This window comes from Streptomyces sp. NPDC004435 (assembly GCF_042873895.1).
Classification (GTDB): domain Bacteria; phylum Actinomycetota; class Actinomycetes; order Streptomycetales; family Streptomycetaceae; genus Streptomyces.
Map to the genome: position 1 here is coordinate 45,774 of NZ_JBIAMB010000014.1, position 14,032 is coordinate 59,805.

At 73.1% G+C, this 14,032-nt stretch carries 14 protein-coding genes; 7 read left to right on the plus strand and 7 right to left on the minus strand.

Annotation, left to right across the window (positions count from 1 at the left end):
* Positions 1–103 precede the first annotated feature (103 nt).
* A complete protein-coding gene (locus tag ACFYT9_RS24650; protein ID WP_376602248.1) occupies positions 104–307 on the plus strand; it encodes a hypothetical protein in 204 nt (67 codons plus the stop codon).
* Here ACFYT9_RS24650 and ACFYT9_RS24655 read toward each other — a convergent pair.
* Positions 292–1,725, minus strand: a complete 1,434-nt coding sequence (locus ACFYT9_RS24655; protein WP_389167259.1) for a DUF6777 domain-containing protein — start codon at positions 1,723–1,725, stop codon at positions 292–294. The two genes, ACFYT9_RS24650 and ACFYT9_RS24655, sit on opposite strands and share 16 nt — an antisense overlap.
* 163 nt (positions 1,726–1,888) lie before the next feature.
* Here ACFYT9_RS24655 and ACFYT9_RS24660 point away from each other — a divergent pair, with 163 nt between their 5' ends.
* The 6 genes from ACFYT9_RS24660 (at position 1,889) to ACFYT9_RS24685 (ending at position 9,554) form a co-directional block, all read left to right on the plus strand.
* On the plus strand, positions 1,889–3,310 hold the full coding sequence (locus ACFYT9_RS24660; protein ID WP_389167261.1) for an aminotransferase class V-fold PLP-dependent enzyme: 1,422 nt from the start codon (positions 1,889–1,891) through the stop codon (positions 3,308–3,310).
* Positions 3,295–4,632 (plus strand): ABC transporter substrate-binding protein, encoded by a 1,338-nt coding sequence (locus ACFYT9_RS24665; RefSeq protein WP_389167264.1) that lies wholly within the window; start codon positions 3,295–3,297, stop codon positions 4,630–4,632. The genes ACFYT9_RS24660 and ACFYT9_RS24665 overlap by 16 nt, the downstream gene beginning before the upstream one ends.
* A 2-nt stretch (positions 4,633–4,634) precedes the next feature.
* Positions 4,635–5,525, plus strand: coding sequence for a carbohydrate ABC transporter permease (locus ACFYT9_RS24670; protein ID WP_389167266.1), 891 nt, complete (start codon positions 4,635–4,637; stop codon positions 5,523–5,525).
* A 269-nt stretch (positions 5,526–5,794) separates the two neighbouring features.
* Entirely contained in the window at positions 5,795–6,529 is a 735-nt protein-coding gene (locus tag ACFYT9_RS24675; protein ID WP_389167269.1) for a carbohydrate ABC transporter permease, read from the plus strand.
* 5 nt (positions 6,530–6,534) lie between these two features.
* Positions 6,535–8,436: a glycoside hydrolase family 36 protein gene (locus tag ACFYT9_RS24680; protein ID WP_389167271.1), complete on the plus strand. Its 1,902-nt coding sequence runs from the start codon at positions 6,535–6,537 to the stop codon at positions 8,434–8,436.
* Positions 8,437–8,501: 65 nt separating this feature from the next.
* Positions 8,502–9,554 carry a LacI family DNA-binding transcriptional regulator gene (locus ACFYT9_RS24685; RefSeq protein ID WP_389167274.1) on the plus strand — a complete coding sequence of 351 codons (1,053 nt, stop codon included), beginning with the start codon at positions 8,502–8,504 and terminating at the stop codon, positions 9,552–9,554.
* Here ACFYT9_RS24685 and ehuA read toward each other — a convergent pair.
* From ehuA to ACFYT9_RS24715, 6 genes are all read right to left on the minus strand, one after another.
* A complete protein-coding gene (gene ehuA / locus ACFYT9_RS24690; protein WP_376602330.1) occupies positions 9,547–10,356 on the minus strand; it encodes an ectoine/hydroxyectoine ABC transporter ATP-binding protein EhuA in 810 nt (269 codons plus the stop codon). The two genes, ACFYT9_RS24685 and ehuA, sit on opposite strands and share 8 nt — an antisense overlap.
* Positions 10,346–10,981: an ectoine/hydroxyectoine ABC transporter permease subunit EhuD gene (ehuD, locus tag ACFYT9_RS24695; RefSeq protein WP_376602329.1), complete on the minus strand. Its 636-nt coding sequence runs from the start codon at positions 10,979–10,981 to the stop codon at positions 10,346–10,348. The genes ehuA and ehuD overlap by 11 nt, the downstream gene beginning before the upstream one ends.
* Positions 10,981–11,673 (minus strand): ectoine/hydroxyectoine ABC transporter permease subunit EhuC, encoded by a 693-nt coding sequence (gene ehuC / locus ACFYT9_RS24700; protein WP_376602328.1) that lies wholly within the window; start codon positions 11,671–11,673, stop codon positions 10,981–10,983. Before ehuC ends, ehuD begins: the two co-directional genes overlap by 1 nt.
* Positions 11,670–12,587, minus strand: coding sequence for an ectoine/hydroxyectoine ABC transporter substrate-binding protein EhuB (gene ehuB, locus ACFYT9_RS24705; RefSeq protein ID WP_387271208.1), 918 nt, complete (start codon positions 12,585–12,587; stop codon positions 11,670–11,672). Before ehuB ends, ehuC begins: the two co-directional genes overlap by 4 nt.
* Positions 12,588–12,649: 62 nt before the next feature.
* Positions 12,650–13,549, minus strand: a complete 900-nt coding sequence (gene thpD / locus ACFYT9_RS24710; RefSeq protein WP_387271210.1) for an ectoine hydroxylase — start codon at positions 13,547–13,549, stop codon at positions 12,650–12,652.
* Positions 13,550–13,598: 49 nt separating this feature from the next.
* The gene (locus ACFYT9_RS24715) at positions 13,599–14,003 is read right to left on the minus strand and encodes an ectoine synthase (RefSeq protein WP_376602325.1); all 405 of its coding nucleotides are present in this window, start codon (positions 14,001–14,003) and stop codon (positions 13,599–13,601) included.
* Positions 14,004–14,032 lie beyond the last annotated feature (29 nt).

Below are 14,032 nucleotides of genomic sequence, written 5' to 3' on the forward strand. Positions count from 1 at the left end.
CCAGGCCAATAAGGCTACAGACTCCTCGTCAGTGGCCTGGTGCGCTTCTCGCGAGTGCGCAGCGCGGCCACCTTCCCGACCAAGGACCGAGAGGGTTACGAGGATGAGCAGCCACACGCACTTCACCGACCGCGACGAGCGGCAGTGGCAGCGGCACGCCGAGGAGGGGGGCGCCAGGCCGCTGCCCGTGGGGACCTGGCTGCGCACGCTGCGGGCTACGCTCCGGACCCACCGGCCCGCCGCCCGGACGACGGAGGACGCCGGCCGGCTCCTCCGCGCCCGGCGGGGGAGTCAGGCCACGGGCTGACGGCCGGGTCCAGGACCCATGTCCGTCGCGCCTGTCGTCTCGGCCGAGCCGTCGGTCGTGCCGTCGGTCGTGCCGCCGGTCGTCGTGTCCGTGGCGCCGTCGGTGGTGCTCCCGGGGCTGTCCGGCGGTGAGTCGGACGGCGGGTCCGCGGGCGAGTCGGACGGCGAGTCCGGCGGGGCGTCGGTGGAGGGCGAGGAGGTGTCCGTCGGCGGGCTCGACGGGGTCGAGGGAGTCGGCGTGGACGTCGTCGCCGTCGGCGAGAGCGTGGACGGGCACGGCGACGGCGTCACGCCGTCGCGCGGAGCCGGGGTCTCGTCGCCGGTCACCGTCACGCACGGCGTCGGCGAGGTCGTGCTCGGGGTGACGGACGGCGAGGTCGACGGCGACGCGGACGTCGTGGTCGGCGTCGGCCGGGGCGGCGGCGGGGTCGGCTTGTCCTGCCGCCCCGTGTCGCCGTGCTTCCGCGCGAACCAGGCGTCGTCCTCGGGGTCGTACACGACGAACACGTTCACCACCGTCACGGACGGGGCCACGACGACGACCTGGGAGGCGTCGTAGCCCGGCCACGGCGTGCCGGTCGTGCGCGGCTGCTGCTGGGCCACCGGCTCGGTCAGCGGGTTGCCGCAGGCGCACCGCACCCGAGGCACGCCCCGGCCGTCGACGAGGACCGCGGTCCCCGCCTGGAGCACCGCCTGGTACGAGGTGGCGGCCCCGTCCTTGTAGCCGTGATTGGTCACCCGGGTGTCCACCCGGAGCTGGAGCGGTGTGAGGGAGCGGAGGTAGCCGGGGACGGCGTTCGGCTCCAGGCCGAGCACCTCGGCGAAGGCGGCGTTCTTGGCGGGCTCGGCGGACAGGTAGCGGACCTGCTGTTCGACGTCGCAGCTCGCCGTCGCGCGCGTGCCGCCGTACAGGCCCGGCGTGGAGCCGGAGACCTGCGGCGTCGCCGTCTCCGCCGCGCCGGTCCGCGGCGGCAGCGAGGCCGTGCCGGAGGCGCTGTCGGTGCGGGCGGTGGAGGCGGTGAAGGGGTCGGGGCCGGAGGCGGAGGTGTTCTGCAGGAAGACCTCCCCGGTGCCGCCCGTCCCGGCGGTGTCGCCCTTGTCGTCCGAACGGCTGACGAGCACCACGGTGAGCGCGACCGCCGCCACGACGGCGGCGGCCAGCGCGGCCACCTTCGGTACCGAGCGCCACCACGGGGTCCTGCCGCCGGGGCCGCCGCCGTCTCCGCCACCCGCACCGCCGCCCGGACCGCCCCCGCCGCCTTCGCCGCCTCCTCCGGAGCCGTCGTGCGGTGGCGCGGGAGGGGGCCCTGAGACGCCGGGGCGCGTGGCCGCGCCGGACAGCGGACCCGAGGGCGGGCCTGTCGGCGGGCCGGAGGGAGGGACTGACGGAGGGCCGGACGGCGGCGGTGGGGACGTCACGTTTTTCCCTTTCTTCCGTTCGGCGTCATTCTGAGCGCGGGACGAGGACCCCGCACCTCGTCCTTCCCCCTGCGTGAACTCTTGCCGGGGAGCCTCGACCTCTCTAATGTGAACCTTCAAATTCCCAGGGATGCCATGCTCTTGGCTTTGTGAGGGTCGTATTTTGAACGATCAAATTCAGTGGCGTGCTGGTCCGGCCACCGGCCCCTCGGTGGGCTACCTCGACCACGCCAGGGTCGGCCCGCTCGCTCCCGAGGCCGCGGCGGCGCTCGGCGACGCGGCGCTCCTGGCCGGCCGGCTCGACCCCGCCGACCTCGACGGCCTCTTCGCCCTCGGTGACGCCGCCCGCGGCTCGGCGGCCCGGCTCCTCGGAGCGGAGCCCCACGAGATCGCGCTGGCCCCCTCGACCAGCCACGGCCTGTTCTCGGCCGCCGCGGCCCTGCGCGGACCCGGCACCGTGCTGGTGCCCCGGGAGGAGTTCCCCGCCAACGTCTACCCCTGGCTCCGCTTCGTCGGCCGGGGCGGTCCCGGCGTACGCCTGCTGGAACCGGACGGACGGCGCCACATCACTCCCGACCTCCTCCGCCGCCACCTCACGCCCGACGTCGTCGCACTCACCGTCAGCGCCGTCGACTCGTTCACCGGGCACATGGCTCCGCTCGCCGCGCTCAAGGAGATCCTCGGGCCGGACCGGCTGCTGATCGTCGACGCCATCCAGGGGGTCGGCGCCGTCCCGCTGGAGTCCGACGCCGCCGACATTCTCGTCAGCGGGGGCCAGAAGTGGCTGCGGGCCGGGTGGGGCGCCGCGCTGCTGCTGATCCGCGACCGCTGCGCCGGGCGGCTGGGCCCGGGGATCGGCGGCTGGGCCGGAGCGGCGGACCCCTTCGCCGCGCGGCATCCGTCGCCGCCGTTGCCGGGTGCCGCCGCGTACGGCATCACCAATCCGGACCTCTCGGCCGCCGCCGCGCTCGGCGCGGTCCTCGACGTCCTGGCCGACCGGGGAGGCCCGGCCGCCGTCGGAGCCCGCGTCCGGGCCACCCTCGCCGCGCTGCTCGACCGGGCGCGACGGGCAGGTGCCGAGGTGCTGCTGGACGGGCTGGGGGAGCGGGAACGGGCCGGTATCGGCACCTTCCGTCTGCCCGGCCACGACCCCGCCGCCCTCCACCGGGCCCTGGAGGCGGCCGGGGTGATCACCACACGCCGCGGCGAGTGGATCCGGCTCTCACCCCACGCCTCGACCCCGGCCGAGGCGACGGATCTCTTCGCGGAGGCGCTCGACTCGTTCCTCCGCCGCCCCCGTCCCGCCGGCACGCCCGAGCCGCCCGCCGCCCGCGCGGCCGCCCCCCGTACGACCACCGCAGGCGCCACCCGAAGCGGCAGTACGACGGAAGGCGCCACCGGCATAGCCGAGCGCGCCACCGACACCCCCGCGCACACCCCCGCCCCCACGCACACCCGCCCCCACAGGGACACCCCCGCCCCCACGCACACCCACACCCGCACCCAGAGGGACACCCCCTCCACCCCCGTCCCCGCCCACAGCGACACCCCCCGACCCCAGGAGCAGACGTGTCCCACCACCTGAGCCGCCGCCAGATACTCCACATCGCGACCGCCTCCGCCGCCGCGTTCGGCCTGTCCGCCTGCGGGGGCGGCGGGGACGCGGACGGCGGTGCCTCGGGCGCCGACGGCGACAGCGGGCAGATCACCGTATGGAGCTGGACCACCGCCGCCGAGGCACTGCGCGGAGTCGTCCCCTCGTTCGAGAGAGACAACCCAGGCATCAAGGTCGACGTCCAGGACCTCGGCAACCCCGCCATCTGGGACAAGATCACCGTCGGTCTCGCCTCCGGCGGCAAGGGTCTCGCCGACGTCCTCCACATCGGCGTCGACTACCTGCCCGGCTACCTGGAGAAGTTCCCCCAGGGTCTCGCCGATCTGTCCGTGCTGGGCGCGGACCGGCACAAGGACGCCTTCGCCGACGGCCTGTGGCCGACCGTCCTCGGCAAGGACGGAACCGTGCGCGCTCTCCCCTGGGAGGTCAATCCCCTGGGGCTGTTCTACCGGCACGACTACTTCGAGAAGGCGGGCGTCGACCCCGCCTCCCTCACCAGCTGGGACGACCTGATCGCGGCCGGGCCGCAGGTGCGCGCCGCGACCGGCGCGCAGCTGCTCGGCCTCGACAAGCCGGGCACCACCCAGGACATGGACTTCTTCCAGAACCTGATGCAGCTCCAGGGAGCCTTCTACTTCGACCGAGAGGGCAGGGTCACGCTCGCCTCCGACGAGGCCGTCCAGGCCCTGACGGTCATCAAGCGGCTCGACGACGCCGGGCTCCTCGCCGACACGGCGGGTCAGGGCACCTGGAAGCGCCTGGTCGGCCAGGGGAAGCTCGCCACCGCCCCGTACCCGGCGTGGGCCGTCGAGTACCTGGCGACCAAGTTCCCCGCCCAGAGCGGCAAGTGGCGTGTCATGCCGCCGCCCGCCGCCGTCCCGGGCGGAGGCCGCAGCGCCATTGTCAACTCGACCTACCTCACCGTCTCCGCCACCAGCAAGCGCCGCAAGGCCGCCTGGCGCTTCGTCGAGTACGCGCTCACCAAGCCGGCCGAGATCAACCGCATGTTCGCGTCCGGCGGTGTCTTCCCCGCCCTCAAGTCGGCCTACACGGACCCGAAGTTCAGCGCGCCGCACCCCTTCTACGGCGGCCAGCGGGTGCTGCGCACCTTCGTGGACTCCCTCGGTGCCGGCGCGGACGCGACCAACTTCACCGGCGACTACAGCCGGGCCCTGAAGCTCGCGAGCGACGCCCAGAGCCAGGTCCTGGTCAAGGGCGCCGACCCTGCCGAGGCGCTGAAGGCGGCGGCGAAGCAGCTCGCCCAGCAGACCGGCCGGCAGCAGGCGGCCTGACGATGTCCCTCGCCCCATCCGACCGCAGGCGCGGGCTGCTGACGCGAGGCTCGTTCCCGTACCTGCTGATCATGCCCGCCGTCCTCGGCTTCGCCGTCTCCAAGGCGTACCCGATCGCCGCGTCGTTCTGGATCAGCCTCACCACGGGTAGCGGCGACGCCGCACGGTTCTCCGGACTCGCCAACTACGAACGGCTGCTCGCCGATCCGCTGTTCTGGACCGCGCTCAGGAACACCGCCCTCATCCTGGTCGTCCAGGTGCCCTTGATGCTGGGGCTCGCGCTGCTCGTCGCCCTCGGCCTCAACTCGTCCAAGGTCCTGCTGCGGCCGCTCTGGCGGCTCGGCGTCTTCATGCCCTCGCTGACCGGCCTGGTCGCCGCCGGCGTCATGTTCTCCGTCATCCTCAACCGTGACGCGGGACTGCTGAACTGGATCCTCTCCCTCTTCGGCGTCGATCCGGTGAACTGGCTCGGCAGCCCCTTCTGGGCCCGGGTCGGCGTCGTCCTCGTCATCACCTGGCACTACACCGGCTACAACGCGGTGATGTACCTCGCCGGACTCCAGGGGATCCCGAAGGAGCTGTACGAGGCCGCCATGGTCGACGGCGCGGGCCCGGTGCGCCGCTTCTTCGCCGTCACCCTGCCGCAGCTGCGGCCGATCCTCCTGCTCACGGTGGTGCTCTCCACCATCGGCACGCTCCAGCTCTTCGACGAGCCGTACGTCCTCACCGGCGGCGGCCCCGACAACTCCACCCTCACGGTCACCATGTACCTCTACAACAACGGCTTCAAGTACTTCGACTTCGGATACGCCTCCGCCCTCGCCTACGCACTCGCGCTGATCGTCTCCGTGCTCGGCATCCTCCAGGTGCGCCTGATGGGAGAGCGCCGATGACGACCGGAAGCCCGACCGGAAGCCCGACCGGAAGCCCGACCGGAAGCCCGACCGGAACCCCGACCGGAACCCCGACCGGAACTCCGACCGGATCCCGGACCGGATCTCCGACGGGAACCCTGCCTGGTACCCGGAGGACGGGATCCAGGACCAGGACTCCCACCAGGACTCCCGCCAGGAAACCCACCAAGAGCCCCCGCGGCCTTCTGCTCACCCTCGCGCTCGCGGGAGCCTTCGGCCTCTGCGTGGGCCCCTTCTACTGGCTCGCGATGGCCGCCACGCAGAAGGACAGGGACGTGTTCTCCTGGCCGCCGAAACTGCTGCCCGGCGGACACCTGATGGAGAACCTCCAGGGGCTCCAGGAGTCCATCGGCCTGACCCGGGTCCTCGTCAACACCGTCGTGGTGGCGGGCGTCCAGACCGCCGGAGCCGTCGTCGTCTCGGTCCTGGCGGGGTACGCCTTCGCCAAGTTCGACTTCCGGGGACGGAACCTGTTCTTCGTGCTGCTGCTCAGCACCCTGGTCATCCCCGACACCGTGATGCTGATCCCGATCTTCCAGATGATGATGGAGTTCGGGCTCATCGACACGTACCAGTCCGTCGTGCTGCCCGGTCTCGTCACCCCGTTCGGGATCTTCCTGATGCGGCAGGCCCTGCGGTCCATGCCCGACGAACTCCTGGACGCGGCCCGTGTCGACGGTGCCGGCGAACTGCGGGTGCTGTGGCGGATCGTCATCCCCGTCAACCGGCCGATCATCGCCGCCCTCGCGCTGTTCGTCTTCCTCGGGGGCTGGAACCAGTTCGTCTGGCCGCTGATCGCGTTGCGCAGCCCGGAGATGTACACGCTCCCCGTGGCCACGGCCACCCTCCAGGGCCTGTCGACCACGAACTACGCCCAGGTGCTCCTCGCGAGCGCCATCGCGGCCGTCCCGGTGATGGCCCTCTTCCTCGTCCTGCAACGCCAGTTCATCTCCGGCCTCCTGGCCGGAGCGACCAAGGAGTGACCGCCGTGACCCCCACCCCGGACACCCCCACCCCGGACACCCCCACCCCGGAAGCAACCACCCCCCAGCCCGTCTCCGTCTGGCGCCCCAACACCCCCACCCTCATCACCGCCTCCACCCCCGCCTCCGCGCGAGCCGACGTCCCCACCATGGACCGCCCGCTCCCCACCGGTCTGCGCCTCCCCACCGGCGCCCCGCTCGTCGTCCACCTCACCGGACACGGTGGCGAGCGGTGGGAGCCGGGCGTCACCAGGGTCGCCGACGGCGTTGCCCTGGTCGAGGTCACGGCGGCGGAACCCGTCACCGTGCGCGCCGAATGGCGCGTCCCCTGTGCCGGGGCCACCGCCTACTGGACCCCGGACACGGACGCCTCCCGCTGGCTCCCGCCCTCCTGGGCCGCACCCCGGACCGTGTCGCTCGCCTCCGGCGCCCCGGTCGCCAGTCTCGTCGGCACCGGCGACCGGGCCCTGTGCACCGCCGCGGCCGGCGAGGCGGCGGAGCCCGTGCGTGTGGGAGCCGGAGTGGTCGAGGAGACCGGCGAGTTCGCGTTCACCGTCGAGCGGGAACTGACCCCGGACGGGCCGCCGTTCACCGTACGCATCGACCTGAGCGGCCGGCACTTCGCGGCCACCCTGCGGGACGTCACCGACTGGTGGGCCGAGGGCACGCGGCACCCCGGCGTCGCCCCGGCCGCCCGGATGCCCGCCTACTCCACCTGGTACAGCCTCCACCAGAACGTCGACGCCGTCGCCGTCGAACGCCAGGCGGCCCTGGCCGCGGCGCTCGGCTGCGAGAGCGTCATCGTCGACGACGGCTGGCAGACCTCGGACCGCACCCGCGGCTACGGGCACTGCGGCGACTGGGAGCCCAACCCCACGGCCTTCCCCGATCCCGCCGCCCACGTCGCCGAGGTCCACCGCCTCGGCCTCGCCCACCTCCTCTGGTACGCGCTGCCGTTCATCGGCCGCCACAACGACGCCTGGGACCGCTTCAAGGGCCTCGTCCTGCGCGAGGAACCCCGCCTGGACGCGGCGGTGCTCGACCCGCGCCACCCCGAGGTGCGCGCCTACCTCACCGACAAGGTCGCCCGCGCCGTCGAGGAGTGGGGCACGGACGGGGTGAAGCTCGACTTCCTCGACCGTTTCGCCGTCGCGGACCCCCCGCCCGCCCCGCCCGGCGCCGACCACGCCACGGTCCACGAGGGCGTACGCAGGCTGCTCGCCGACCTGGACGCCCGGCTGCGCCGTACCCGGCCCGACGTGATCGTCGAGCACCGGCAGCCGTACGTCGGTCCCGGCCTGTGGCCGTACGCCACCATGGTCCGGGCCACCGACTGCCCGCTCAGCCCCGCCGAGAACCGCCAGCGCACGGTCGACTGCCGGCTCACGGCAGGCCCGCTCGCCGTCCACGCCGACATGATCATGTGGCATGCCACCGAGACGCCCGAGGCGGTCGCCGTCCACCTCGTCAACGCCCTCTTCTCCGTCCCGCAGATCTCCGTCGACCTCGACGCCCAGACCCCGGAACAGCTCGCCACCCTGCGCTTCTGGCTGGGGATCTTCCGCCGTCACGCCGACGTCCTCCAGACGGGCACGCTGGAACCCGCCCGACCCGACCTCGGCTACCCCCTGGTCCGCGCCGGGGACGAGCACACCGAGGTGATCGCCCGCTACGCGCCCCTGCCCGTCGCCCTCCCCGAGCGGGACGGGCCGGCGACCGTGCTCGTCGCCAACGCGGACGAGGACCCGGTGGTCCTCCTCGTGGCCGTCCGGCCGGAGCGGGCCCTCGCGCTCGTCCAGGACTGCCGTGGTGAGATCCTGTCCGAGACCGTGCTCGACCTCGTCGCCGGGGTGAACCCGGTGACCGTACCGACCGGCGGACTGCTCACCCTCACCCGCGAGGCATGAACGACGGCGGGCCGCGGGGGCCCGTCCGCCCCCGCAGCCCGCCGACCACCGCCCACAGAGGAACGATGACCGCTCGACAGGTGACCATCGAGGACGTCGCACGGACGGCGGGGGTGTCCCGCCAGACCGTCTCGAACGCCCTCAACGCCCCCCACCGGCTGCGCGCGACCACGCTCGCCCGGGTCACCGCCGCCATCGAGGAGCTCGGCTACCAGCCCGACCAGTCGGCGCGCAGCCTGCGCACGGGCACCCGCAAGGTCATCGGCTATCCCGCACCCGCCGACAACCCCGTCGACCCCAACCCCCTGATGGGCGGCTTCCTCCAGGCGCTCGTCAGCGCGGCCGACGCCGTGGGCCACCGCGTGCTGCTCTTCCGCTGCGACCCCGACCAGGGCGCGGCAGCGGTCGCCAAGTCCTTCCACGGGCTGATCGCCGCCCGCCAGGTCGACGGGTTCGTCCTCTCCGACGTCGTCCACGACGACTCCCGCGTCGACGTCCTCACCGAGGCCGGTTTCCCCTTCGCCGCCTTCGGCCGTACGGCTCCGGGCCGCCCGCAGAACTGGGTGGACATCGACTCAGCGGAGGCCACCGCCGAACTGGTCCGGCTCCTCCTCGCCCAGGGCCACCGCCGGATCTGCTACGTCAACTCCGCCGCGTCCCTGCCCTGGCTCGCCGACCGCAGGGCGGGCCTGCTCAGGGCTGCGGCGGACGCGCCCGGCGGCGCCTTCGAGGTCGGCGTCCCCGACGACGACCCGGCGGCGCTCTCGCAGGCGCTCCAGCGCCTGCTGAGCGGACCCGACCGCCCCACGGCCCTCGTCTGCGCCAGCGACTGGCTGGCCCTGACCGCCTACCAGGCGGTCAGGGCGGCCGGGCTGGGCGTCGGCACCGACGTCGCCGTCACCGGCTTCAACGACATGCCGGTCGGCACGCTCCTCCAGCCCTCCCTCACCAGCGTCCGCCTGCCGCTGGCCCGCATCGCCCACGCGCTCGTCGACCGGCTGATCGCCGTGGTCGAGGGCGGCACCACCGGGCCGGCCTCCGGCCTGCTCCTTCCGGCGATGCCGGTCGTACGGGACAGCACACCGGACCGCCGGGGCGGGAGCGGCACCGTCACCTGATCGACCGGAGGAACGTCCGCGTCCGCTCGTGCTCCGGGGCGTCGAGGAGTTCCGCCGGCGGGCCGGTCTCCAGGACGCGGCCCTCGTCGAACATCAGGATCCGGTCGGAGACGTCCCGGGCGAAGCCCATCTCGTGGGTGACGCAGAGCATGGTGATGTCGGTGCCGGCGGCGACGTCCCGGAGGACGTCCAGGACCTCCGCGACCAGTTCGGGGTCGAGCGCCGAGGTCACCTCGTCGAGGAGGAGCAGGTCCGGCCGCATGGCCAGGGCCCGCGCGATGGCGACGCGCTGCTGCTGGCCGCCGGAGAGCCGCGTGGGGTGGGCGTCCTCCATCCCGTCGAGGCCGACCATGCCGAGCAGGTCCCGGGCGCGGGCGGCGGCCTCGTCCGCGTCGACGCCCAGGACGTGCCGGGGGGCCTCCGTGACGTTGGCGAGGACGCTCATGTGCGGGAAAAGGTTGAACTGCTGGAACACCATCCCGATGCGCCGGCGGCGCGGGGCCAGATAGCGTTCGTCCGCCGGGACGAGCGCTCCCTTCGGCCCGGACGGCATGTGCGAGAACGGCTCCCCGTCCAGGTGGACGACGCCGTCCGTGACCCGCTCCAGGGTCATCAGGAGCCGCAGGATGGTGGTCTTGCCGGAACCGCTCGGACCGATCAGCGTGACGCGTTCGCCGGGCGCGACCGTGAGGTCGAGGCCGTCGAGGACGGTGTGGTCCCCGAACCGTTTCGTCACACCGGCGAACCGTACCTTCTCCGGTGCCCGCGCCTGCCCGGCGTCGGGGATGGTCTCAGTGGGCAAGTCGGGCCTCCAGTCGGCGGACGAGCAGGGACGTCGGCCAGCTCGCGAGCAGGAAGACGGCGGCGGCCAGGGTGAAGCTCTCCAGATAGGCGAAGTGGGTGGAACCGAAGGTGCTCGCCTCGCGGACCATCTCGTCCACGGTGATCACCGAGAGGAACGGCGTCTCCTTGAACATGGAGATCGCGTAGTTGCCGAGGGACGGCAGCACCTTCCGTACGGCCTGCGGCAGGACCACCGCCCGCCACACCCGCCGCCTGGGCAGGGACAGCGCCGTGCACGCCTCCCACTGCCCCTTCGGCACGGCGTCGATGCCGGCGCGGTACACCTCGGACAGGTACGTGGCGTAGTGCAGCCCGAGCACGAGCACGCCGAGGGTGAGCGCGTTCAGGCTCGGTACGAGCACCCAGGCGGCGAAGAGCTGCACCATGACCGGCGTCGAGCGGACGAACGAGGCCGCCGCGCCGACCGGCAGGGCGATCCACCGCACCCCCGAGCGCTGGAGCAGGGCGATGCCGAGGCCGGCGACCGCCGCGACTGCGAACCCGAGCACGGTGGCGAGCAGGGTCACGCCGAAGCCGGACAGCACGACGGGCAGCGCGGCACGCGCCGCGTCCATGTCCCACATCAGGCACCCCCTCCCGCCACGCCGAGGCGCGCCTTGGCCCGGCGCTCCAGCGCGTTCATCCCGGCGCCCAGGAGCGCGGCGACGCAGAAGTACAGCAGGAGCAGCAGCAGGTAGGCGGCGGCCGTGCCGCCGGTCGCCGAGCGCAACTGGTCGATCCTGAAGGTGAGATCGGCGACCGTGACCAGCGACAGCAGCGGCGTCGCCTTCAGCAGCTGGATCAGCAGGTTCTTGAACGGCGGGATCATCAGGGCGTACGCCTGCGGCAGCAGGATCCGCCGCAGGCGCAGCCCCGGCCCCATGCCCAGGGCGATCGCGGCCTCCGTCTGCGCGGCGGGCACGGCGGCGAGCGAGCCCCGGACCACCTCCGCCCCGTACGCCCCGTAGTTGAGGCCGAAGGCGAGCACCCCGCAGGCCATCGGCTCCAGCCGGAAGCCGAGCATCGGCAGCGCGAAGAACAGCCAGAACAGCTGCACGTACAGCGAGGTGCCGCGCAGGAACTCCACGACGACCCGGGCCCCGCCGCGCACCACGACGGCGCGCGAGCGGGAGGCCAGGCCGAGGGCGAAGGCGACGAGCAGCGCGAGGGCCGCGCCGAGCAGCGTGGCCTCCAGCGTCACCAGGAGCCCTTCGCCGATCGACGGCAGGGCCCGGCCCAGCTCGGAGAGGAACATGGCCGTACCGTCCTCCGTCATGCCGCGCACAGACTCGCGGTGCGCAGGGTGCGCGGCGGCACCTCGCGCTCGGTGAAGCCGTACTTCCCGATCAGGCGTACGTACCGGGCCGGGTCGCCGGTGATCCGCGCGAGCTCGTCGTCGAAGGCCTTCCGCAGGGAGTCGGCGCCCTTGCGGAAGACGGCGCCGCCGGGGCTGTACTGGCTGACGCCGTCGATCACCGGCACGAACGGGTCCAGCACCTGCACGGCCGCGTCCCCGTTGGTGCGGGCGAGCCAGCGCAGCGAGATGCCGGTGAGGGCGAAGGCGTCGATCCGGCCGGCGAGCAGGGCGTCGAGGCCGTCCTGCTGCTTGCCCACCTGGAGCACGGAGCCGTCCGGGACGCCCGCCTCCTTCGCGTACGAGGCTTCCACGGCGGCCGTCAGGACGCCGACGCGCACCCGCTTCCCCGCGCACGAGGCGAGGTCGCTCAGGCCCTTCGGGTTCCCCTTGCGCACCATGAGCGCGGTGGGGGAGACGAACTCCGGTTCGGAGAAGGAGACTTTGGCGCAGCGCTCGGGCGTGATGGCCATGCCGGCGCTCACCACGTCGAACCGCCCGGCGAGCAGCCCGGGGATGAGCGCGCCGAACTCGGTCAGCGTGGGCTTGAGTTCGGGGATGCCGAGGGCGGTGAAGATCTCGCGGTGCAGGGTGGGCGCCTCGCCGGCGAGCTCGTCCCCGTCCTGGAAGCCGTACGGGGCCTCGCCGGCGAAGCCCACCCGGACGTGGCCCTGCTTCCGCAGCTTCTCCAGCAGGTCGGCGTCACCGGCGGGGGCTCCGCTGCCCACCTCCGTCCGGCTGCACGCGCCGAGGAATCCCGGAGCTGCGATCAGGGTGCCGATGCCCAGTGAGCGGGTCAGGAAGCGGCGGCGGTCCAGGGACAGGGGTCGGTTCATGGCGTCCTTTCCTCCTTGCGGGGAGGTCTCGGGTGGGAGGGGCGGTCGGCCGGCCGGGGCGGTCAGCCGATCGGGGTGGTGTCCCGGGAGGCGACGAAGGAGGGGCGGCGGACCGGTGCGGCGAAGGGCAGCTCGGGGGCGTTCTCCACGCTGTTGAAGACGAGGAAGACGTTGCTGCGCGGGAAGGGGGTGATGTTGTCGCCGGAGCCGTGCAGCGCGTTGCAGTCGAACCAGACGGCGGACCCGGCCTCGCCGGTGAAGTGCTCGATCCCGCACGCCTCGGCGAAGGTGGTGAGCGCCTTGTGCGAGGGGGTGCCGGCGTCCTGCATCCGCAGCGACTGCTTGTAGTTGTCCTTCGGGGTCTCGCCGGCGCAGCCGAGGAAGGTGCGGTGCGAGCCCGGCATGATCATGAGGCTGCCGTTGGTGGTGAAGTTCGGGGTCAGCGCGATCGACACCGACACGGCCCGCATCAGGGGCAGTCCGTCCTCGGCGTGCCAGGTCTCGAAGTCGGAGTGCCAGTAGAAGCCGCTGGCGCCGAAACCGGGCTTGACGTTGATCCGCGACTGGTGGACGTAGACGTCGGAGCCGAGGATCTGCCGGGCGCGGTCGACGAGCCGCGGGTCGGCGGCGAGCCGGGCGAACACCTCGCTGATCCGGTGCACCTCGAAGACGGAGCGGATCTCCTGGGAGCGGGGTTCGACGATCGACCGCTCGTCCTCCCGGATCCGGGGGTCGGCGACCAGCCGGTCGAGCTCCGCCTGGAGCTCGGCGACCTCGTCGGGGGTGACCAGGGCCTTGTCCGCGAAGAAGCCGTTGCGCTCGTACTCCTCCAGCTCGCGCGGCCAGAAGGGGCCGGGCGTGCCGGGCTCGGACCAGACGACGGGCTCCTTCCGGAAGACGAGGGCCTCCTCGGCGCCGCGGGTGGGGTACGGGTCGACGGGGCGGGCGGGAGCGGTGGTCATCGTGATGCCGTCCTTTCGCGTGGGTACGGGGGTGTCGGTCGTCGGGTGCTCAGGCGGCGTCCGGCTCGGTGAGCAGCGGGTAGACGCCGTTCGCGTCGTGGTCCTCGCGGCCGGTCACCGGCGGGTTGAAGACGCACAGGCAGCGGAAGTCCTCCTTGACCCGGAGGGTGTGCCGCTCGTGGCCGTCGAGGAGGTACATGGTCCCGGGGACGATCGTGTACGTCGCCCCGGTCTCGTGGTCGGTGAGTTCGGCCTCGCCGGCGGTGCAGACGACGGCCTCGACGTGGTTCGCGTACCACATGGAGGTCTCGGTCCCGGCGTACAGGACGGTCTCGTGGAGGGAGAAGCCGACCCGCTCGCGGGCGAGGACGATGCGCTTGCTCTCCCAGGTGCCGGAGGCGGCCTTGACGTGCCGCTCGGTGTTCTCCAGTTCGCCGAAGGTGCGGACGATCATGTGGTGGCCTTTCTGCAGGGGGAAGGGTG

Coding starts and splice junctions, on each gene's coding strand:
- ACFYT9_RS24670 (WP_389167266.1), top strand. CDS start 4,635: ATGTCCCTCGCCCCATCCGACCGCAGGCGCGGGCTGCTGACGCGAGGC.
- ACFYT9_RS24685 (WP_389167274.1), top strand. CDS start 8,502: ATGACCGCTCGACAGGTGACCATCGAGGACGTCGCACGGACGGCGGGG.
- ehuB (WP_387271208.1), bottom strand. CDS start 12,587: ATGAACCGACCCCTGTCCCTGGACCGCCGCCGCTTCCTGACCCGCTCA.
- ehuD (WP_376602329.1), bottom strand. CDS start 10,981: ATGTGGGACATGGACGCGGCGCGTGCCGCGCTGCCCGTCGTGCTGTCC.
- ACFYT9_RS24715 (WP_376602325.1), bottom strand. CDS start 14,003: ATGATCGTCCGCACCTTCGGCGAACTGGAGAACACCGAGCGGCACGTC.
- ehuC (WP_376602328.1), bottom strand. CDS start 11,673: ATGACGGAGGACGGTACGGCCATGTTCCTCTCCGAGCTGGGCCGGGCC.
- thpD (WP_387271210.1), bottom strand. CDS start 13,549: ATGACCACCGCTCCCGCCCGCCCCGTCGACCCGTACCCCACCCGCGGC.
- ACFYT9_RS24650 (WP_376602248.1), top strand. CDS start 104: ATGAGCAGCCACACGCACTTCACCGACCGCGACGAGCGGCAGTGGCAG.
- ACFYT9_RS24675 (WP_389167269.1), top strand. CDS start 5,795: ATGGCCGCCACGCAGAAGGACAGGGACGTGTTCTCCTGGCCGCCGAAA.